We start from the raw sequence: 19382 nt of genomic DNA, 5'->3' as shown, positions 1-19382 counted from the left end.
CAGAGGGGTGTGGGGCCGGCGGCGGGACTTGAACCCGCAACCCCCGCTTTACAAGAGCGGTGCGCTACCAATTGCGCCACGCCGGCAGATCGAACAACTCATTCTAGTCATGGGCTGCGGGTGCTCCTGCTCATGGACGAGTGGATGCTCGTGACCCACGTCACCCCGCCGAAGCGACGAACCCGGCGAGCATCGCACCGAGCATCCGCGCCACCCGGGGCTCGACATCGATTACCACGGGCGAGAGTCGCGGGTCACTGCGGTAGAGCTCCGCTATTTCGGCGCTGGGTGTTGCCATCTGAAAGAGCGCTCCCGACAGCGATGTGGCCGCAGCGATGGTGTCGACGCAGTCGCGCTCGGTGAGCGCGGGTAAGGCACGACGAATCACAATGACGATGAGGTCGACATGCTCGTGGTGACGAGCTTGAAGGCGCGAACCAGCGAGCGCGGCCTGCTGCGTGAGCGCGAGCTTTGCGGACGAGAGCGATAGCCGGGGCGGTCGCTCTCGTCCGCAAACGTCGCAGCAGACGCCCCTGAGCGGCGGCGGCAGCGCTCAGGCCGACTGCAGGTGGTCGAAGCGCCGCAGAATGAGGCCCTCGCGCAGCGCCCAGGGGCAGATCTGCAGAACGTCGACGCCGAGCCCTGCCATGGCCTCCTCCGCCACGAGCGCGGCGGCGAGCAACTGCTTGGCCCGAACATCCGACACCCCGGGCAGTTCGGCTCGGTCAGCCGATGACATGGCGGCGAGCCGGCTCGACCAGAGGGTGAGGTCGCTCAGGCGAAGCTCACGCTTCACGTAGGGCCCGGCGGCTCGCGGCGCGGCACCCGTGATGCGGGCCAGCGAGCGGAACGACTTCGACGTCGCGGCCACGATGGTTGCAGGCTCGAGCTCGGCGAACGCCGCAATGGGCTCGGCGAGGGTGGCGCGAATGTATTTGCGCGCAGCCTTCACGCTTTTCGCGGTGGGCGGGTCGGCTTCGAGGTGGTCCCAGGTGAGCCGGCCAGCACCGAGAGGTACAGAAACAGCAAGCTCAGGATGCTCGTCGGCACCCATGGCGAGCTCGAACGAACCACCGCCGATGTCGAGGTTGAGAATGTTGCCCGACCCCCAGCCGTACCACCGCCGAACCGCCAGAAACGTAGCGGCGGCCTCGTCGGGCCCGCTGAGTTCTTCGAGACGTATTCCGGTTTCGGCATACACCCGGGCGAGCACCTCGACGCCGTTGGCCGACTCGCGAATCGCAGAGGTGGCGAACGCCAGCAGATCTTCGGCCTCGTTGGTGCGAGCGAACTCCGCCGCCTCGCCGATGAAGTCGATGAGTTCGCGCTGGCCGGCCTCGTTGATGGCGCCATCGGCATCGAGATAGGCCACGAGCTGCAGCGCCCGCTTGTGCGAACCGAATGGAATCGGGCGTGCTCCGGGGTGCGCATCGACTAACAGCAGATGAACGGTATTCGAACCAATGTCGAGAACGCCTAGTCGCATGACTCGAACCTATCGCGGCCTGACCGGCCGGGCGTAAGCTCCCGAGTGGTGGCCGCGCTCTCACGGCCACATCGCACTCACTCACGCCAAAAAAAGGGAAACGACAATGGCAAAACCCACGATCGTATTGGTGCACGGTGCCTGGGCCGACGGCTCGAGCTGGAACGCCGTCTCGACCGAACTGCAGGCGCAAGGTTTCACCGTGTTGACCCCGCCGAACCTGCTGCACGGTGCAGGTGACGCCGCCTACGTGGCGTCGTTCATCGCTCAGCGCACCACGGGCCCGGTTGTTCTCGTCGGCCACTCGTACGGCGGGTTCGTCATCACGAACGCCGGAACCGAAGGTGGCGACGTTCGCGCCCTCGTCTATGTCGACGCGTTCATCCCTGCGATCGGTGAGACCGTCTTCCAGATTCTCGGCGGCTCGGGTTCGGCGCTCGACGTGCCAGACCCCACCGCGGTTCTCGACATCGTCGGCTACCCGGGCGCGCCCGAGGGCGATGCTGAGGCGTTCTTGAAGCACGACACCGTGTTCAACTCGTTCGCCCAAGACCTAAGCGAGGCCGACCGCTGGCTTATCGTGGCGAGCCAGCGACCCATCACGCTCGGCGCGAATACCTCGCCCTCGTCCGTGGAATCGTGGAAGACCATTCCGGTCTGGGCCGTTGTCGGCACCGAAGACCGTGTGATTCCGCCCGCGACGCAGCGCAGCATGGCTGAGCGCGCGAACGCCACCATCACCGAGGTCGCGGCCTCGCACGTTTCGATGGTGTCGCACCCTGAGGTCGCACTCGCTGCGATTCTCGCGGCGGTCGAAGCGGTCGGCGAGTAGCACCTGCTTTCCCGTTGACCCCGGGCCCACTGGATGCCCGGGGTCAGCGCATCTCTGGGGCCAGGTACCTCCGGGGCTCGCCCACCTCATAGAATCGATCCACCGTTCAGCCGCGAGATCGAGGGGCCGTGAGCATGCAGATTCGTACCGCTGTCGAAGCCGATTTACCGCAAATTCTCGCCATCCACAACGACGCCATCGAGCACTCCACCGCGATCTGGACAGACACTCTCGCCACCCTCGCCGAGCGCCAGACCTGGCTCGCTGAGCATCAAACGCCTCGGCAGCTCGCCATCGTCGCCGCCGAGGGCGATGAGGTGCTCGGCTATGCCACCTACGGCCCGTGGCGTGCCAAAGAGGGATATCGCTTCACCATCGAGAATTCGGTCTACGTTCGCACCGACCAGGCCGGGCGTGGGTATGGCCGTGAACTCATGAACGCTCTGATCGCCGACGCGAAAAAGAGCGACTTTCATGCCATGATCGCGGCGATCGAGGCGGGCAATGTGGCGTCGATCCGTCTGCACGAGAATCTCGGCTTCGTCGATGCGGGCACCATCGAGGCTGTCGGTTTCAAATTCGGCCGCTGGCTCGACCTGAAGCACATGCGCCTGGCGCTCGACTGACGCGCTGCGACGGCCACCAGGGAGAACCCGCGAGGCGGCTACGTGCTCGCCTTGACTGCGCTCGCCCTCGACAGCCCGGTCGGTCGCAGCAACCACCCTGACCTACCGCCGCTCGCCGTCGACCAGCTCGGTCGCAGCAACCACTCTGACCCACCTCCGCTCGCCGTCGACCAGCTCGGCGGTCGGCTGCATGCCGAGTCGCCTCGCAACGCGCTCAGACGCTAGGTTCGCGGGGTGGATGTGCGCTTCGAACTCGCGCACGCCGACGCTCCGCAACCATTCGAGCACGGCCACCGCCGCCGCGCTCGCGTACCCGCGACCCTGCCACGAAGTACCCACCACCCAGGCGAGTTCGGCACGGGCATCCACTTCGCGAACCGTCGCCTGAACGAAGCCGACGAGAGCGTTGCCGGGCCGTTCGGCTATGACCCAGTTCAGCCACTGCTCGATGCTGTCAGGAGAGATGCCGTCGGGGGAGTGGCTGTCAGGAGAGGTGCCGTCGGGGGAGTAGCTGTCGGGAGAGGTGCCGTCGGGAGAGTGGCCGCGCGTCTGCCGCCGATAGCGCGCTTCGAGTTCAGCGAGCGTCGGTGGCGTGTCTCCGGTGAATTCGCCGAGCGCTGGGTCAGCGAGCACGCTCTGCATTTCGACCGCATGCTCGACGCGCAATGGCACTAACACGATCAGTGCGGTCTCGAGCTGTGGGGCATCGGGCACCATGTCGCCCAACGCTACACGGCGATTTGACCTCGCCGGCTGAGAAACGTTGACTGGGTAGATGGCAGTTTCATGGGCGCTCCGGCCGGCCCTGGTGGGTGACGCGCACTGGATGGCCGAGCTTCGCGCCCTCGTGATGCGCCCCGATCTCGAGCGCCTCGGCCGCTGGAGCGAAACCCGGGTGCGCACGCGGTTTCTCGATGCCTATCGCCCGGAGTTCACCTGGGTCATCGTGGTCGACGGCCTCGACGCCGGCCTCATCGCCGTGCGCCCAGAACCCGATGCTCAGTGGATCGAGCACTTCTACCTCGCATCGGCATTTCACGGCCGCGGCATTGGGGGAGAAGTGCTGGTTCACGTCATGAATCTGACGCGGGATGCCCGGCCCTTTCGCATCGACGTGATGCAAGGCAGCCCGGCTCGCCGACTGTACGAACGCACTGGTTTTGTCTTCCAACGTGAAGACGCCATCGACGTCTTTCTCAGCGCGTCGTAGAGCGTTTCAAAGGGTTTTGTCAGGGGCCGGTCATATTCTAATCAGGTGAGCACCCCAACCGGTACCACCGCAGACCAAACCCAGCCGTACGTCGTCTACGCGCCGACGCCCTGGAGCGAAGACGTGTGGTTTCTTGCAAACGACGGGCGTTGCCTCGGCTGGATCCATCGGTACACCGAAAAATCGCACACACTCTTCGGTGTTTACACCCACGGCTGCGATTCGCAGGGCCTTCGGGTGTGGCTGACATCGACCACCACCCTCGAGGCGGCAGCGTCGTATATGGCCGAACACGTGCACGACTTGATCGCGCACTCGAGGCGGCTCGCTCCCGACCCCGTGAACCCGCTCGGGCTGCACGAACGCCGCTGACTACGAGCAGCGCCCACGGCGCGAGCCGCCGAGCCAGAGCGCCGCCGAGCCAGAGCGCCGCTGAGCCAGAGCGCCGCTGACGAAATGTCTTGCCGACGAGCAGCTCCTGCTAGGCCCCGGCCGAGTTAGCCCCGCCGTCAGGTTCGCGGCACGGGCAATTCGTAGTGCCGATAGGTTTCGTCGGGCATCCACCCGAGCGACTCGTACAACTGCTGCGCGGCCGAGTTGTCGTTGGCAGTCGAGAGTTCGAGTCGGGATGCGCCCACCTCGACCCCGTGGGCCGCGGCCGCAGCGAGTAACGACCGCGCAACCCCGGAACGTCGCGCGGAGCTGTCGACGAACAGGTCGTAGAGCACGAAGATAGGCGCCAGATCGAGCGAGCAGTACGAGGGGTAGAGCTGGCAGAACCCCACCGCCTGGCCGCTCGCCGCCTGCCCGCGCCCCGCTACGTCGCCGTCAGCCAGCGCAAAGCCGCCTGCCACCGCCTGGGCGCCCGCCACCGCATCGCCGTCGGATGGGCGATAGCCGAGCAAGATGACCGAATCGGCGCCCTCGATGCGGGCGCGCAGGTACTCTCGAGCAGCTGTGTCGTCGAGCGGGTACCCGTAGAACTCCCGGTAGAGGGCGAACAAACGTGCGGCCTCATCGAGGTCGTCGATGGTGGCTCGCCGAACGAGCACGGCCTCGCTCACAGTTCGGTCAGAAAATCGGCCGGGTTCGGCCGCTTGCGCCGCATCTCACGCCCGGGCGGCGCATCGCCCACGTACAGCCAGCCGAGCAACTGCTCGTTCGGTGCGAGCCGGTGCAGCCGTCGAACAGGCTCAGTGCGCGTGAGGTTGCCGGTGCGCCAGATGACGCCCCACCCCGCTTCGTCGAGCAGCAGCGTCAAGTTGTGTGCCACCCCGGCCGCAACCGCCGCTTGCTCCCACTCCGCTACCTTCTCGCTCGGCTTGGGCGAGGCGACAATCGCGATCAGTAGCGGAGCTCGGCGCGCCTTAGCGACGAACTTGTCGCGCGCGGGGCCGTCGACATCCATCGCACCACCAGCGGCGTCGCCCCGAGACTCCGCTGCCGCCCACGCACCGCCACCACCACCCGCGCCGGCCGAGCCGCCGCCCGCCGCCGCCGCGTTCGCGAACGCCTGCCCAAGCGCATCGCGCTGCTCGCCGCGCAACGCGATGAGCCGCCACGGTCGAAGCGAACTGTGATCGGCCACCGTCGCGGCGGCGTCAATCAGCCGCAGCAACTCCGTGTGCGAGGGGGCCCGAAGCCCCACCTTCGAGTGCGACCGCCGGTGAAGCAGAGCGTCGTAGGCCGACACCAGCGCGAACTACGCCGACTCGTCGAACGACAGCGACACCGAGTTCATGCAGAACCGGTCGCCGGTGGGCGTCTGCGGAGCGTCATTGAAAAGGTGCCCCAGGTGCGAACCGCAGTTCGAGCAGCGCACCTCGGTGCGCAGCATGCCGAGCGAACGGTCTTCGATGAGCTCGACCGAATCTGACTCTTTCGGCGCGTAGAAGCTCGGCCAGCCGCAGTGCGAGTCGAACTTCGTGTCGCTGCGAAACAGCTCCTGCCCGCACGCTTTGCAGCGGTAGATGCCCTCGCGCTTCTCATCGAGCAACTCGCCCGTCCACGGGCGTTCGGTGGCTGCTTCACGCAGAACGGCGAACTCTTCGGGCGCAAGCTCGTGACGCCATTCGTCGTCTGATTTCGATACGTCGTAGCTCATCTGATTCCCTCTATTCGTGCGCACCCAACGCCAAGTGGCCGACGCTTTAGCGCCTTCTATCATCACAGTAAACTGACCAGCGTGTCTGACAATTCCATCATCGCGAAACCCTGGAGCGAACTCACCACCGACGAGCTCTACGCCTTCCTTCGACTTCGAACAGACGTGTTCTACGTCGAACAGAAGGTCGATGAAAGCGAGTTGGATGACCGTGACCAAGAACCCACGACCGTTCACTTCTGGCTGGCCGACGGCTCCCGCGTCATCGCCTACCTTCGTGTCATCGAAGACGACACCCCCGAGCACGAAGACGCGAGGCACCTCATCGGTCGAGTAGTCGTGGCCGCCGATCACCGTGGCCGCGGTCTTGCGCAGCAGCTGATCGCCCGCGTGCTCGAGCAGTACGGGCAGCTGCCGATGCTGTTGCACGCGCAGAGCTACGTCGCCCCGCTCTACGCCCGGTTCGGCTTCGAGCCGTTCGGTGACGACTACGACGAGGCGGGCATCCTGCACACCTCTATGTACCGGCCGGGCGCGGTGTCGGCAACGACGGGCCTGTAGCCAGATTCGGCACAGCGCGGTTCATAGTGGCCGCACAACTTCGTGGCGCGCACCGTGGCATTCACCTGACGCCAAGCAGGCCAGCCCTAGACTGATGCCCAGCAGCAGGCAGAAGGGATGATCGTGGCCGATGCACAGAGCCAAGACCGTGCCGTCTCCCGAGAACGGGCGACGCCCTCGCAGCTCCCTGAGCGCGATGCCCGAATTCTCGCCTTCGAGCGGGCCTGGTGGCAGCACGCGGGATTGAAAGAACAGGCCATTCGCGAAGAATTCGGTCTCTCGGCAGCCCGCTACCACCAGATTCTGAACAGGCTCATCGACGAACCTGCTGCGCTCACGACAGACCCCATGCTCATCAAACGACTCAGGCGGCTGAGAGACACCCGGCTGGCGGCCCGTACCGCTCGTCTCTTGCCGCGTGGCGAGTAACGAACACCAGATCGGCGCCCTCCCTAGCTATGGCAACTGAACCACGAGACTCTTTCGACCGCGTGCCGTCAGACGTCGCACGTCGCGGCGCTCATCGAGGCCCCAAACGTCGCGGCAGAGGCTGGATAATCTTCGCCTGGGCCGCCCTGGCCACCGGCGTACTGGTCGGCCTAGGCGCGGTCGGGCTCTTCGCGATCAACAACAGCAGCACCTTCACCAGCACCTTCACGGGGGGCTCGACGTCTGCGGCCGACACCCCGACCCCCACGCCCACCGTCGTGCCCACGGTGAACCCGGCCGCCACCGTGACGATTCTGAACGGAACCACGACCGAGGGCCTTGCGACCCGCGCCGGCGACCAGGCGACGACCGATGGATGGTCGGTGGGAGCCGAGGCGAACGCGAGTGCCACTGACATCGCTGTCTCGACCGTGTACTACGCCGATGCGAACAACGAAGGCGCTGCCAAAGGGCTGGCGGCCACCCTGGGCGGAATCGCCGTGGCGCAGTCGAATCAGTTTCTCGGCACCGATCTCACGGCGGTACTCGGAGCCGACTACAAAGACCCGGGCAACGGTTGACGGGCCCTTGTATTTCCGACTTGTTTAATTCTTGTTGAATTGTCGTCACACACGCCTGATTTGCCCAGCTGCACCGTTTTACTAGGAAAACGGGTCGCTTCACTCGAAGCGGCGAGCACGTAACACAGCAATTGGGAGTAACAATGGCGAACGGAACCGTCAAGTGGTTCAACGCTGAAAAAGGCTACGGCTTTATCACGGTAGAAGGTGGCGGACAGGACGTTTTCGTTCACTACTCCGCCATCGACATGGGGGGCTACAAAGTTCTCGAAGAGGGCCAGCAGGTGATCTTCGAGGTAGGCACCGGCTCGAAGGGCCCGCAGGCGGAGTCTGTTCGCCTGGCATAACCCCGAGCATCCTTCTCGCCGCCCGGGCGTCACTTGCACTCTCACCATGTGAGTGCCAGTATTGGTGTTAGCACTCTGCAGTCTTGAGTGCTAATACCTTTATGAATCTTTCATGACGCCCGGGAGGGACGAGAAACACACATGGCAAAGATTATTGCTTTCGACGAAGAGGCCAGACGCGGCCTCGAGCGTGGTCTCAACATTTTGGCCGACGCGGTCAGAGTGACGCTCGGCCCGCGTGGCCGCAACGTTGTTCTTGAGAAGAAGTGGGGCGCGCCCACCATCACGAACGACGGCGTCTCCATCGCCAAAGAGATCGAGCTCGACGACCCCTACGAGAAGATCGGCGCCGAGCTGGTCAAAGAGGTCGCCAAGAAGACCGATGACGTCGCTGGCGACGGTACGACCACCGCGACCGTTCTCGCTCAGGCTCTGGTACGCGAAGGTCTGCGCAACGTCGCGGCCGGCGCCGACCCGATCAGCCTGAAGAAGGGCATCGAGAAGGCTGTTGCAGCCGTCATCGCCGAGCTCGTGGCCAACGCCAAAGAGATCGAGACCAAAGAAGAGATTGCGGCAACCGCATCGATCTCTGCTGGTGACACCGAAATCGGCGCGCTGATCGCCGAGGCCATCGACAAGGTCGGTAAAGAAGGTGTCGTCACCGTTGAGGAGTCGAACACATTCGGCACCGAGCTCGAGCTGACCGAGGGCATGCGCTTCGACAAGGGTTACCTGTCGCAGTACTTCGTCACCGACCCCGACCGTCAAGAGGCCGTCTTTGAAGACCCCTACATCTTGATCGTCAACTCGAAGGTGTCGCAGATCAAAGACCTGCTGCCCATCGTCGACAAGGTCATTCAGGCCAACAAGCAGCTGCTGATCATCGCTGAAGACGTCGATGGTGAAGCACTCGCCACGCTCGTCGTCAACAAGATCCGCGGCATCTTCAAGTCGGTCGCTGTCAAGGCTCCCGGCTTCGGCGACCGTCGCAAGGCGCAGCTGCAAGACATCGCCATTCTCACCGGCGGCCAGGTCATCTCTGAAGAGGTCGGCCTCAAGCTCGAGAACGTCACTCTCGACCTGCTGGGTCGCGCACGCAAGGTCGTCATCACCAAGGATGAGACCACCATCGTCGAGGGTGCCGGCGAAGCCGACCTCATCGCCGGTCGCGTGCAGCAGATTCGCAACGAGATCGAGAACACCGACAGCGACTACGACCGCGAGAAGCTGCAAGAGCGTCTCGCGAAGCTGGCCGGTGGCGTTGCCGTCATCAAGGCCGGCGCCGCAACCGAGGTCGAGCTGAAAGAGCGCAAGCACCGCATCGAAGACGCAGTGCGCAACGCGAAGGCAGCCGTCGAAGAGGGCATCGTCGCCGGTGGTGGCGTCGCACTCATTCAGGCTGGCAAGACCGCGTTCGAGAAGCTCTCGCTCACGGGTGACGAGGCGACCGGTGCGAACATCGTCAAGGTGGCCATCGACGCTCCGCTCAAGCAGATCGCTGTCAACGCGGGCCTCGAGCCCGGTGTTGTCGCCGAGAAGGTGCGCAACCTGCCTGTCGGGTGGGGCCTCAACGCCGCCTCGGGCGAGTACGTCGACATGCTGGCCGCCGGAATCAACGACCCGGTGAAGGTGACGCGCTCCGCTCTGCAGAACGCCGCATCGATCGCCGGTCTGTTCCTGACGACCGAGGTCGTCGTGGCCGACAAGCCCGAGCGAAACCCGGTTCCCGCCGGTGACCCCACGGGTGGCATGGACTTCTGAGTTAGCTGCGAAAAAGCGGGTCGGCCCTTCGGGGCCGGCCCGCTTTTTCTGTGCGCCGCCGCTTCTGGGCCCACGCCTGCCAGAGGCTCCGCGCGCCGCTTGCGGCGTGTGGAGAGGCTGGTAGGGACGGCGCACCATGGCAGTCGAATTGATACCTTCGGATGACGCCGGAGGCCGTGAATCGCGACGTACACGCCGCCGTGATTCACCGAGCTCGCTGTCGCAGAGGTCTTGCGCGGCGCGGGAGGGGGCCGGTAGTGTGGGCAACCGCGGCAGGTTGGCCGCAGAAGACTTTCGAAAGAAATGGGGAGGTGAAACGGAATGATGATTTTTACGGCAGACACCGCACATGCAGGCTTTGAGGCCGCAGGCGGGTCAGGGCGACGACGTCGCGCGCACCTCACGCCCATCGGGCACACCCCCATCATTTCGGCGCTTCCCCTCACGGCATAACCGCAGCGACAGCTGCATCGCCGGGAGGCGCCTCCGTTTCAATCTTCGGAGGAAACCTCTCGTGTTCCGTGTTTCACAACGCACCGACGACCAGTCGTTGTTGCGCTTCTCAACCAGAGACCCCATTGCGTGGGTCGACTCTCAACAGCTCGGCCTGGGCCTCGCCGCCGGAAGCATTCGCCGCGAATGGATCTGGCTCGCCCTTGTCGACGACAAACCGGTGGCGCGCGCCGTGTGGTGGGGCCCTGCTGGTTCGGTCTATCCGATCGAACTGCGGTGCCTCATCGTTGCGTCGTCGTTACCCCACCCTGAGCTGTGGGGTGCAGCGATCATCCGCTCGGCGCATCGCGCATTCGCCGAGGCCGGGGCGCTGTTCGTACCCGAGTTCGTCGTGACGGTCGACGCCGGCCGTCGCGGTGACGCGGCTATCGAGCGTGCCCTCGCTTGGCGCCGCGAGGCGGCCCGTCAGGCGGGCGCCTCGATGGTGGTTGCGGCAACTCGGGCGTCATTCGTCACTTCGTGAGCCCAATAAGCCGTTGTGAGGCTGTTATACCGGCCTCACAACGGCGCAACGGGCTCACGGGGCGGCTCGTGCGCCGTCCCCACCGGCTTTTCCACACGCCGCGAGCGGCGCGCGGAGCCTCTGGCTGGCGTGGGCCTAGAGGCGGCGGCGCACAACGGTGTCAGCGGGAAGCGGCGGCGTGTGCGTCACTTCCCGCGTTGGTAGCGGCCAATTCGGTGCCACGTACTGCCAGTCGCACTGTGCGCCGTCCCCACCGGCCTCTCCACACGCCGCGAGCGGCGCGCGGAGCCTCTGGCTGGCGTGGGCCCAGAGGCGGCGGCGCACAAATGTATCAGCCAGCGAGCGGGAGGGTTACTCGGAAGGTGGCGCCGCCGCCGGCTGTCTCGACGGCCTCGACCGTTCCGTTGTGGGCCGCCACGATCGACGAGACGATGGCCAGGCCGAGACCGCTACCGCCGGTTTCGCGGGTGCGTGATGAGTCTGCGCGCCAGAAACGCTGAAAGATCTTCTCGCGAATCTGCGGCGGAATTCCTTCGCCGTGGTCGATGATGTCGAGCACCGCAACGTGCCGCGTCTCGTCGACCTGAACGGAGACCTCGATGGGGCTGTCGTTCGGGGTGAACCGCAGCGCGTTACCGATGAGGTTCGCCACCACCTGCCGAATTTTGTTTTCGTCTGCCATGACGATGGGCGCGGTTCCGTTGCGGTCGTCTGAATCGAAATTCGTCACAGCCAGGTCGGTCGAGGCGGCGTCGGCAGCGCTGTGATCGCCGTCGGTACGTTCATCGTCGATGGCAGTGAATACGCCGACCGGAGCCGTGCTGTCGGCACCCGCCGCGCGGGGCCGCCGCCGCAGCCGCGCGAGCGTGGCCCCCGCGAACCCGATGGGGCCGGTCAGGTTCGTCACGGCAGTCTTGTCGTCGGCGCCGAGACCAGCGCCTCCGAGCGCGGGGGCGCCGGCTTGGGCCTCAGACCCCGTGGTCAGGAGGAGTTGGGCCGCGGGTGCGCCGAGAGTTGCATCTACAGCGGGGGCGAAGCTCACGGGCTGAGACGAGCGAGGCAAGATGATCGAAACGACTCGTTCGGGGGCGGATGCCCGGGCATCCAGAGCCGCGTCGACCGCAATGGGCACCAAGTCGATGCGGGTCAGGTTGAGTGGCTTCGTTTCGTCGAGGCGCGCGAGCTCCAGTAGGTCTTCGACCAGTGCGCCCATGCGAATGGCTTCTTTTTCGATGCGATCCATGGCTTTCGCCACTTCTTCGGGCGTCTGCAACGCACCCATGCGATAGAGCTCAGCGTACCCGCGCACCGAGACCAGCGGAGTGCGCAGCTCGTGGCTGGCGTCGCCCACGAACCGACGCATCTGGTCGATGGTCTTCGCGCGGTCGTTGAACGCGCTGTCGATGCGGCTCAGCATTGTGTTCAGTGAACGATTCAGCCGCCCGACTTCGGTGTTCGGGGTGCCGTCTGCCATGCGCTGGCTGAAGTCGCCGTTCGCGATTTCAGCCGCGGTCTTCTCGACGGCTCGGAGGGGAGCGAATGTGCTCGTCACGAGCAAGCGGGTGAGCATCGCGCCCAAGATCACCACGCCGATGCTGAAGGCGAGAAAGATCGAAAGATACGTGGTGGTGATGCGATCGGTGTTGTCGAGCGACGATGCGATGACCAGCGTGCCCTGTGTGTTGTCGGCGAAGTTGATCGACTGCACAATCGCGTGCCATTCGGCCTTATTGCCGGTCGAACCGATGGAGTAGACGGGCTTTTTCGACATGACGCTCGCAGAAGGCGCGAGCGGCAATCCAGAGAGATTCGGCTGCTCGGCGACGGGCTGAGTGCCCCAGTTGCTGGCGGCGAGAGTACCGTCTGAACTGAGCAGGCCCACGTAATACTCTTGCGGTGCCGACGTGACGTCACTCAGGCTGAAGGTGGTTCGGGTAGCGGTCGGCCCCATGAACGACGAGTAGTCGTCATAGGCGGTCGAGAGCGACGAGTCGATCTGGTTGAGCAGGTACGAGCGCAACACCGTCATGGTGCCCACCCCGGCGACGACCAAACCCAGCGTCAGAAGCAGAACCGTCACACCGGTGATTTTGGTGCGCAGCGATATCGAGTTCCAGAACGTGGAGGGTGTGACGGCCATGAGTGGTTACCAGAGTACGCGGTACCGCCTTACGCTTTGCTGACCTTCAGCATGTAGCCGAAGCCGCGCTTGGTCTGAATGAGCGACTCTTCGCTGTACTGGTCGAGCTTGCGGCGCAGGTACGAGATGTACGACTCCACGATGCCGGCGTCGCCGTTGAAGTCGTACTCCCACACGTGGTCGAGAATCTGGGCCTTCGAGAGCACGCGGTTCGGGTTCAGCATGAGGTAGCGCAGCAGCTTGAACTCGGTGGGGCTGAGCTCGATGGCGGTGTCGGCGACGAAGACTTCGTGCGTGTCTTGATCCATGGTGAGCTCGCCGGCGCGGATGATCGCGTCTTCGTCGGCCTGCATGGTGCGACGGAGAATCGCCTTGATGCGCGCCACGATTTCGTCGAGGCTGAACGGCTTCGTGACGTAGTCGTCGCCGCCCACCGTGAGGCCGGTGATCTTGTCTTCGGTGTCGTCTTTCGCCGTGAGAAAGAGGATGGGCGCGGTGTAACCGGCAGCTCGAAGACGCTTGGTGACGCCGAAGCCGTTCATGTCGGGCAGCATCACGTCGAGAATGATGAGGTCGGGCTCTTCTTCGAGCACGGCAGAGATGGTCTGGGCGCCATTGCTCACGGCGCGCACGGCGAAGCCGGCGAAACGGAGGCTGGTGGTGAGCAGATCGCGGATGTTGGGTTCGTCGTCGACGATGAGAATGCGAGGTCCGGTCATGCCACTATTATCTGCGGGTTGGCTGAATGCACGCTGGGAGCGCGGTCAAGGCCACGCGAACGTCAGGCGGCGAGTGCCTGTGCGTCGAGAATGGTGTAGCTGTACCCCTGCTCGGCCAGAAAGCGCTGGCGATTCTGCGCGAAGTCTTGGTCGACCGTGTCGCGGGCGACAAGGGTGTAGAAATTGGCTGACAGCCCCGACTCTTTCGGCCTGAGCAGCCGGCCGAGCCGCTGTGCTTCTTCTTGGCGTGAACCGAACGAGCCCGATACCTGAATCGCTACCGTGGCCTCGGGCAGGTCTACCGAGAAGTTCGCGACCTTGCTCACCACGAGAATGGGTTCGTCGCCGTCTCTGAATGCCTGGTAGAGGCGCTCACGTTCGGCGATGGGAGTCGAGCCGGTGAGCTCGGGCACGCCCAATTCGTCGGCCAGGGCATCCAACTGGTCGAGGTATTGCCCGATGACGAGGATGCGCTCGCCCGCGTGCTTGGCGATGAGTTCTTTCACGACCTCGAGTTTCGCCGGCGCGGTGGCAGCCAAACGGTACCGTTCGTCGTCAGAGGCTGCGGCGTAGACGAGGCGGTCGCTCTGCGGCAGGTCGATGCGCACCTCGTAGCATTCGGCGGGAGAGATGAAGCCTTGCGCCTCGATCTCTTTCCACGGGGCGTCGAATCGTTTCGGGCCGATCAGGCTGAACACGTCTCCTTCGCGACCGTCTTCGCGAACGAGGGTGGCGGTCAAGCCAAGGCGGCGACGGGCCTGCAATTCGGCGGTCAGCTTGAACACGGGGGCGGGCAGCAGGTGAACCTCGTCGTAGACCACGAGGCCCCAGTCGAGAGCATCCAGCAACTCGAGGTGTGCGTAGGCGCCTTTTCGCTTGGCCGTCAGAATCTGGTAGGTGGCGATGGTGACCGGCCGCACCTCTTTGACCTGACCGGAGTATTCGCCGATCTCTTCTTCGGTGAGCGAGGTGCGCTTCAGCAGTTCGCTGCGCCACTGACGCGCCGAGACAGTGTTCGTGACGAGAATGAGCGTGTTCGTCTTGGCTGTGGCCATGGCTCCCGCGCCCACGAGGGTCTTGCCGGCGCCACAAGGCAGCACGACCACGCCCGAACCGCGCTCGAAGAAGTTGTCGATGGCCTTCTGCTGGTAGTCGCGCAGCGCCCAGCCGTCTTCGAACAGCGAGATCTCGTGCGGCGTACCGGGCGTGTAGCCGGCGTGGTCTTCTGCCGGCCAGCCGAGCTTGACGAGCTCTTGCTTGAGCTGACCGCGCGCCCAGGGCTCGATGACGTAGGTCTCGGCGTCGATTCGTGAGGGCAGCAGGGGAGCGATGCGCTTGCCCTTGACGATCTCGGCGAGAACGGCGGTGTCGGTTGCACGTAAGGTCAGCACACCGTCGGGCTGGCGTTCGATCACCAGTCGGCCGTACCGCGCGACGGTTTCGGCGATGTCGATGGTGACCGACTGCGGAATCGCGAACTTCGAGTAGCGCTCGAGCGTGCCCAGAATCTCGTCTGAGGTGTGGCCGGCGGCCCTTGCGTTCCACAGCCCCAGCCGCGTGATGCGGTAGGTGTGGATATGTTCAGGTGCGCGCTCGAGTTCAGCGAACACGGCGAGTTCGTGCCGGGCGTTGTCGGCGTCAGGGTGCGCCACTTCGAGCAGAACGGTGCGGTCGCTTTGAACGATCAGGGGGCCATCGGGCATAAGTATCGAGTTTACCGGGCGATCGTGTGTGCTCGGCGGGTCTGGCCACGAGTGGGGCGCGGGTGGCCGCGTGTCGGGCCGGTGCCGTGGCGGGCCGCGTCGGGGTGGCTCCGCAGACGCACGTCATGCCGGCCACGACACAGCAGCGACTCACGACACGGCAGCGACTCACGACACAGCAGCGACTTATGAAACAGGGTTCACCGCGGCGACCTGAGTGATGCTGGCCAGCGGCAGCGTGCGCTCGACCCCCGCCTTCTGGTCAGTGCCACGCATGCGCCCGCTGGCAATGCTCGTCGGCACCATCGGAAACGCGACTTCGGTGCCGTTCGGCAGCTTCACCGTCACCAAGACGGCCGACTTGTTCTTCACCGCGAGGTCGAGCTGCCGCACCAGCCACGCCTCGGCGGTATCGGCGCCGCCCTGAACTCCGCTGCCGCGCAGCCGGTTCACGAGCTCATCCACCGGCCGGGTCGTCGAAACGACATGCGGTGGGCTCGGCTGCGCGCGGGTGAGGGTTTTCGGGGTGCCGCTGCCACTTTCAGCGATGACGGGGTACCGGGCGTCGACGAGCATCCAGTACACCGTGTCGAGGCCGAACCGGCTGACCAGCCGATTGCCGTTCACGAAAACGAGCCCGAGCGAGCCGAGATTCTGGTCGACCGCAATGGTGTGCAGCAACTCGCGGTCGTCTGAGCGCACGTAACTGCTTGCCAGCTCACCGGCTTCTGCTTCGACGCTGCCAGCGCGCAACAGCCCGTACCGCGCGCTCGACTCGGCAATGAGGTATTCGAGAGGTTGCGGTATTCCGGTGCTTGAAATGCTTTCGAGAAATGAGCGGATGCTCGTGGCCGTGTACCCCGCCGCAAGCGCCTTGGCTATCGAACCCGCAGAGATGCGATACGACGACGCAATGGAGTGGCTCTCGATCTGCGCAATGGCTCGAAGCGTGGCGTCGAGGTCGGGGCGCAGCGGCCCCGCAGCGACCACGGTGAGGTCGTGCTGAACGTAGACGGTGCTGACTTCGGGCGGAAGCTGAGCTGAGACTAGCGCGACAGCGGCGTCGCGACTGTCGCAGAGCAGCTCCGTTCCGGCCGAGCTCGCGCGGCCAGAGTTTGCTACGCCGAGTCGCTCGGCGTCGAGGGTGAGTTCGGTGATCTGCGCCGTCAGCTCGGGGCCGCCGGCCGGGTAGAGCCAGGCGAGGTAATCGGTGAGATTTTCGCCCCAGACGGCATCGACCCGGGTCTGCAGCACACTGACGATCTGCTCAGGCAGAGCGCCGAGCCACGCAGCAGCGAGCACACCCCAGCGCTCGCCGAGCGGCAGTAACACGAAGTCGCGGGCAGACTCGGCGGCGAACCAGGTGGCGCCGTCTCGAAACGTCAGACCCGCGGCCTGGGCCACTCGAATGATGGCGTTCATCTGCGAAGCGTCGAGGCCGGTAGCCACTGCGAGCCGCTTCGAGTCGGGCACCGCGAGGCCGCCTTTGGCCAGCTCGCGAGCGGGCGCTTGCAGCACGGCGATGATGAGTTCGGTGACGGCCACCGTCGTTTCGAAGGCGCGTTCACCCGCACGCAGGTCGACCTGGGCCTGCAGATCGCTGCTGCTGTGCGTGGGTACCTCGGGAGCGGGCACGAGCACCAAGTCGTCGACGCTCGGCAGACCGTGCGCGGGCCACGAGTGAACCACCGCGAGCACGCTGTCGTACGGCTTCAGAACGCCGTCGGCTTCGAACAGCAACATCGAGGCGTAGGCCGCGAGCAGGTAAGCGGATGCGCCGGCGATGCTCTGCTGGCCGCTGACGAGAGCGGCCAAGGTCGGCCGATTGAGGTGCGAGAGAGCTTCAGAAACCGATTCTGGCGAAAGCAGTGCATCTGCCAGGTCGAAGAAGTCGCGCAGGTCTCGTTTGGCCAGGTGGCGGGAGGTCAGAAGTTCGATGAGGGCGTCGTCGCTCTCGGCCTGCAGCCGACTGGCCAGAGCGAGCGTGTCGCTCATCTGACGCTACGCGCCTCGCGGGAGCGTCTGGTTGCATAGGTGATGACGAGGGCCGCAATAAGCAGTATGCCGATGGGCAGACCGATGAGCGGAAGCACGATGACGAAGTCGTAGACGGCGGTCGGCAGAGTGATCTTCGCAATCTGCGAGACGAACCCGACGATCATGCACAAGACAGACAGGCCGATAACAGCCGCGATCATGAAGGTGAGCGAACGCTCGGCCCGATGAATCACCGGTTTATTAGTGTTGGTCACCCCTCTAACAATACGGGCACGGCGGGGAGCGAATAGGCTTACCTGTGGCCGAAGCGCTCTTTTTCGGCAAAACACTTGAGGAGATTCACAAATGCCTACCGGCAAGGTCAAGTTTTACGACGACGAGAAAGGCTTCGGCTTCATCAGTTCTGATGACGGCCAGGAGGTCTTTCTGCACGCGTCTGCCCTGCCCGCCGGGGCCACGGTCAAGGCGGGAACCAAGCTCGAGTTCGGCATCGCCGACGGCAAGCGTGGCGTTCAGGCGTTGTCTGTTCGGGTGCTCGAAGCGCCGCCCAGCATGGTCAAGTTGAGCCGCAAGCCGGCCGACGACATGGCTGTCATCATCGAAGACCTGGTGAAGGTGCTCGATGGCATCGGCACGAACCTCAAACGCGGTCGGTACCCCGAAGCGAGTCACAGCCGCAAGATCGCTGCGCTGCTGCGCAAGGTCGCCGACGAACTGGATGCGTAGCCGTTGTCAGACGAGAACACGGGCGAACGGCCCGCTGATTCAGCCGCGCCCGCCGAGCACTCGGTCGCGAATCACGTCGTCGCGGCGCACCTGGTCGCCGAGATCATCGCCGTCGAGGCAGTGACCGACGACGTCGACGCGGTCGAGGTGGCAGGCGAACCCGACTCGGCCCCCGCGGCCGACATCGACGTCGTGGCCGACATCGATGTGCCTGGCGACGCGGATGTGGCCGACGCCTACGTGGCTGACGACGCGGATGTGGCCGATGGCGCTGACATGGTTGATGGCGCCGATGTGGCTGATGAAACGAACGTGCCTGGCGACGCGGACGTAGCCGACGATGGTGAAGTTGCTGGCGACGCTGAGGTTGAGCTAACAGAAGTCGTCGAAGCCGACGGGTCTATTGCCGAGATCGTGTATGAGGCAGACCCTGTACTGCTTGCGGCCGTCGATCAGGCTCGCGCTGCGCTCGCCGAGATCACCCCCGCGACGTCGATCGGCGAGCTGATCGGGCACGTCGTCGAGGGCGAGCATGTGCTGAGCCTGCACTTCGCGTCGACACTCTCGGGCTACCCCGATTGGCACTGGGCCGCGACCGTCGCCCGAACCGCCGACGACGCCGCGCCGACCGTGCTCGAGGTCGAACTGCTGCCGGGCGAAGGCGCGATTCTTTCGCCGGCGTGGGTGCCGTGGGCCGACCGCGTGACTCCCGAGTCACTCATCGACGACTCGGAGAACGAGTTCGCCGACGACGACGATGACTCGGCTGACGAGGCGGATGGCCGCGCCGGCGGTGATGACTCCGAAGACGAGGATTACGACTCCGCAGACTCAAGCGCTGACGATGATGATGACGATGACGACGACGACGATTCAGACGACGACGACGACGACGATTCAGACGACGATGACGATGACAGCGATGACGACGAGCTCGACGCCGAAGAGGTCGCCGCACGCGCGCTCCGCCGTGACCGCGACGGAATCGACATCGACACCATCGCCGAAGAGGGGCTCGACATCGACGGCCTCGACGCCGGCGAGCTCGACCACCTCCGCCTGATCGACGACATCGACGACGCCATCGAACTCACCGAAGAGGCCCTCGCCACCGAAGACGGTTCAGACGAAGACCCGCACGGCCCGGAGATCGACCGTACCTACTGACCCCCGGGCATCCTGA

23 protein-coding genes and 1 tRNA gene are annotated in these 19382 nt (G+C 64.8%); 12 read left to right on the top strand and 12 right to left on the bottom strand.

Annotated elements, in window-relative coordinates:
- Positions 1–10: 10 nt before the first annotated feature.
- The 3 genes from IEX24_RS05290 to IEX24_RS05280 all read right to left on the bottom strand — a co-directional run bounded on the left by IEX24_RS05290 (position 11) and on the right by IEX24_RS05280 (position 1486).
- Positions 11–86 (bottom strand) — tRNA-Thr (locus tag IEX24_RS05290).
- A 74-nt stretch (positions 87–160) separates the two neighbouring features.
- Positions 161–388, bottom strand: a complete 228-nt coding sequence (locus tag IEX24_RS20005; RefSeq protein WP_229715110.1) for a hypothetical protein — start codon at positions 386–388, stop codon at positions 161–163.
- Between the two features lie 165 nt (positions 389–553).
- Positions 554–1486 (bottom strand): Ppx/GppA family phosphatase, encoded by a 933-nt coding sequence (locus IEX24_RS05280; RefSeq protein ID WP_188674920.1) that lies wholly within the window; start codon positions 1484–1486, stop codon positions 554–556.
- A gap of 106 nt (positions 1487–1592) precedes the next feature.
- Here IEX24_RS05280 and IEX24_RS05275 point away from each other — a divergent pair, with 106 nt between their 5' ends.
- Both IEX24_RS05275 and IEX24_RS05270 read left to right on the top strand, forming a co-directional pair.
- The gene (locus IEX24_RS05275) at positions 1593–2318 is read left to right on the top strand and encodes an alpha/beta fold hydrolase (protein ID WP_188674917.1); all 726 of its coding nucleotides are present in this window, start codon (positions 1593–1595) and stop codon (positions 2316–2318) included.
- A gap of 134 nt (positions 2319–2452) precedes the next feature.
- Positions 2453–2944, top strand: a complete 492-nt coding sequence (locus IEX24_RS05270) for a GNAT family N-acetyltransferase (protein ID WP_239082789.1) — start codon at positions 2453–2455, stop codon at positions 2942–2944.
- 102 nt (positions 2945–3046) lie between these two features.
- Here IEX24_RS05270 and IEX24_RS05265 read toward each other — a convergent pair whose 3' ends face one another.
- On the bottom strand, positions 3047–3661 hold the full coding sequence (locus IEX24_RS05265) for a GNAT family N-acetyltransferase (RefSeq protein WP_188674912.1): 615 nt from the start codon (positions 3659–3661) through the stop codon (positions 3047–3049).
- Positions 3662–3719: 58 nt separating this feature from the next.
- On the opposite strand from IEX24_RS05265, the gene IEX24_RS05260 reads away from it, so the two are divergent.
- Together IEX24_RS05260 and IEX24_RS05255 are read left to right on the top strand one after the other, a co-directional pair.
- Positions 3720–4154, top strand: coding sequence for a GNAT family N-acetyltransferase (locus IEX24_RS05260; protein WP_188674909.1), 435 nt, complete (start codon positions 3720–3722; stop codon positions 4152–4154).
- 45 nt (positions 4155–4199) lie between these two features.
- A complete protein-coding gene (locus IEX24_RS05255; protein ID WP_188674906.1) occupies positions 4200–4526 on the top strand; it encodes a hypothetical protein in 327 nt (108 codons plus the stop codon).
- Between the two features lie 137 nt (positions 4527–4663).
- Here the strand turns inward: IEX24_RS05255 and IEX24_RS05250 are convergent, their stop codons facing one another.
- Genes IEX24_RS05250 through msrB form a run of 3 tightly spaced genes read right to left on the bottom strand, consistent with a single transcriptional unit; the run spans position 4664 to position 6258 of the window.
- Positions 4664–5218, bottom strand: coding sequence for a GNAT family N-acetyltransferase (locus IEX24_RS05250; protein ID WP_203585887.1), 555 nt, complete (start codon positions 5216–5218; stop codon positions 4664–4666).
- Positions 5215–5847 (bottom strand): nitroreductase family protein, encoded by a 633-nt coding sequence (locus tag IEX24_RS05245; protein WP_229715109.1) that lies wholly within the window; start codon positions 5845–5847, stop codon positions 5215–5217. Before IEX24_RS05245 ends, IEX24_RS05250 begins: the two co-directional genes overlap by 4 nt.
- A gap of 9 nt (positions 5848–5856) precedes the next feature.
- Positions 5857–6258: a peptide-methionine (R)-S-oxide reductase MsrB gene (gene msrB, locus IEX24_RS05240; RefSeq protein ID WP_188674903.1), complete on the bottom strand. Its 402-nt coding sequence runs from the start codon at positions 6256–6258 to the stop codon at positions 5857–5859.
- A gap of 81 nt (positions 6259–6339) precedes the next feature.
- Between msrB and IEX24_RS05235 the strand changes: the two genes are divergently transcribed.
- The 6 genes from IEX24_RS05235 (at position 6340) to IEX24_RS05210 (ending at position 10913) form a co-directional block, all read left to right on the top strand.
- Positions 6340–6819: a GNAT family N-acetyltransferase gene (locus tag IEX24_RS05235; protein ID WP_229715108.1), complete on the top strand. Its 480-nt coding sequence runs from the start codon at positions 6340–6342 to the stop codon at positions 6817–6819.
- Between the two features lie 117 nt (positions 6820–6936).
- A complete protein-coding gene (locus tag IEX24_RS05230; RefSeq protein ID WP_188674900.1) occupies positions 6937–7248 on the top strand; it encodes a DUF3263 domain-containing protein in 312 nt (103 codons plus the stop codon).
- 29 nt (positions 7249–7277) lie between these two features.
- Positions 7278–7829: a LytR C-terminal domain-containing protein gene (locus IEX24_RS05225; protein ID WP_188674897.1), complete on the top strand. Its 552-nt coding sequence runs from the start codon at positions 7278–7280 to the stop codon at positions 7827–7829.
- Positions 7830–7972: 143 nt separating this feature from the next.
- Positions 7973–8176 carry a cold-shock protein gene (locus tag IEX24_RS05220; protein ID WP_104242705.1) on the top strand — a complete coding sequence of 68 codons (204 nt, stop codon included), beginning with the start codon at positions 7973–7975 and terminating at the stop codon, positions 8174–8176.
- Positions 8177–8317: 141 nt separating this feature from the next.
- Complete coding sequence (groL, locus tag IEX24_RS05215) at positions 8318–9937, top strand: chaperonin GroEL (RefSeq protein ID WP_188674894.1); 1620 nt, start codon at positions 8318–8320, stop codon at positions 9935–9937.
- 514 nt (positions 9938–10451) lie between these two features.
- A complete protein-coding gene (locus tag IEX24_RS05210; protein WP_188674891.1) occupies positions 10452–10913 on the top strand; it encodes a hypothetical protein in 462 nt (153 codons plus the stop codon).
- A 331-nt stretch (positions 10914–11244) separates the two neighbouring features.
- Here IEX24_RS05210 and IEX24_RS05205 read toward each other — a convergent pair whose 3' ends face one another.
- The 5 genes from IEX24_RS05205 to IEX24_RS05185 form a co-directional block, all read right to left on the bottom strand.
- On the bottom strand, positions 11245–13053 hold the full coding sequence (locus tag IEX24_RS05205) for a sensor histidine kinase (protein WP_188674887.1): 1809 nt from the start codon (positions 13051–13053) through the stop codon (positions 11245–11247).
- Positions 13054–13082: 29 nt separating this feature from the next.
- Positions 13083–13772, bottom strand: a complete 690-nt coding sequence (locus IEX24_RS05200; RefSeq protein WP_116419165.1) for a response regulator transcription factor — start codon at positions 13770–13772, stop codon at positions 13083–13085.
- A gap of 62 nt (positions 13773–13834) precedes the next feature.
- Positions 13835–15475 (bottom strand): DNA repair helicase XPB, encoded by a 1641-nt coding sequence (locus tag IEX24_RS05195; protein WP_188674884.1) that lies wholly within the window; start codon positions 15473–15475, stop codon positions 13835–13837.
- A 186-nt stretch (positions 15476–15661) separates the two neighbouring features.
- Positions 15662–17470, bottom strand: a complete 1809-nt coding sequence (locus IEX24_RS05190; RefSeq protein WP_188674881.1) for a helicase-associated domain-containing protein — start codon at positions 17468–17470, stop codon at positions 15662–15664.
- Entirely contained in the window at positions 17467–17727 is a 261-nt protein-coding gene (locus IEX24_RS05185) for a hypothetical protein (RefSeq protein WP_188674878.1), read from the bottom strand. Before IEX24_RS05185 ends, IEX24_RS05190 begins: the two co-directional genes overlap by 4 nt.
- A 91-nt stretch (positions 17728–17818) precedes the next feature.
- On the opposite strand from IEX24_RS05185, the gene IEX24_RS05180 reads away from it, so the two are divergent.
- Together IEX24_RS05180 and IEX24_RS05175 are read left to right on the top strand one after the other, a co-directional pair.
- A complete protein-coding gene (locus tag IEX24_RS05180) occupies positions 17819–18199 on the top strand; it encodes a cold-shock protein (RefSeq protein ID WP_188674875.1) in 381 nt (126 codons plus the stop codon).
- Positions 18200–18202: 3 nt separating this feature from the next.
- Complete coding sequence (locus IEX24_RS05175) at positions 18203–19366, top strand: DUF3027 domain-containing protein (protein ID WP_229715106.1); 1164 nt, start codon at positions 18203–18205, stop codon at positions 19364–19366.
- The last annotated feature ends 16 nt before the right edge of the window (positions 19367–19382 follow it).

Origin of the sequence: Subtercola lobariae, assembly GCF_014640255.1 — a bacterium.
Classification (GTDB): Bacteria; Actinomycetota; Actinomycetes; order Actinomycetales; family Microbacteriaceae; genus Subtercola; species Subtercola lobariae.
The sequence above is the reverse complement of the archived record's forward strand: the minus strand, read 5'-3'. Positions and strand labels throughout refer to the sequence as shown.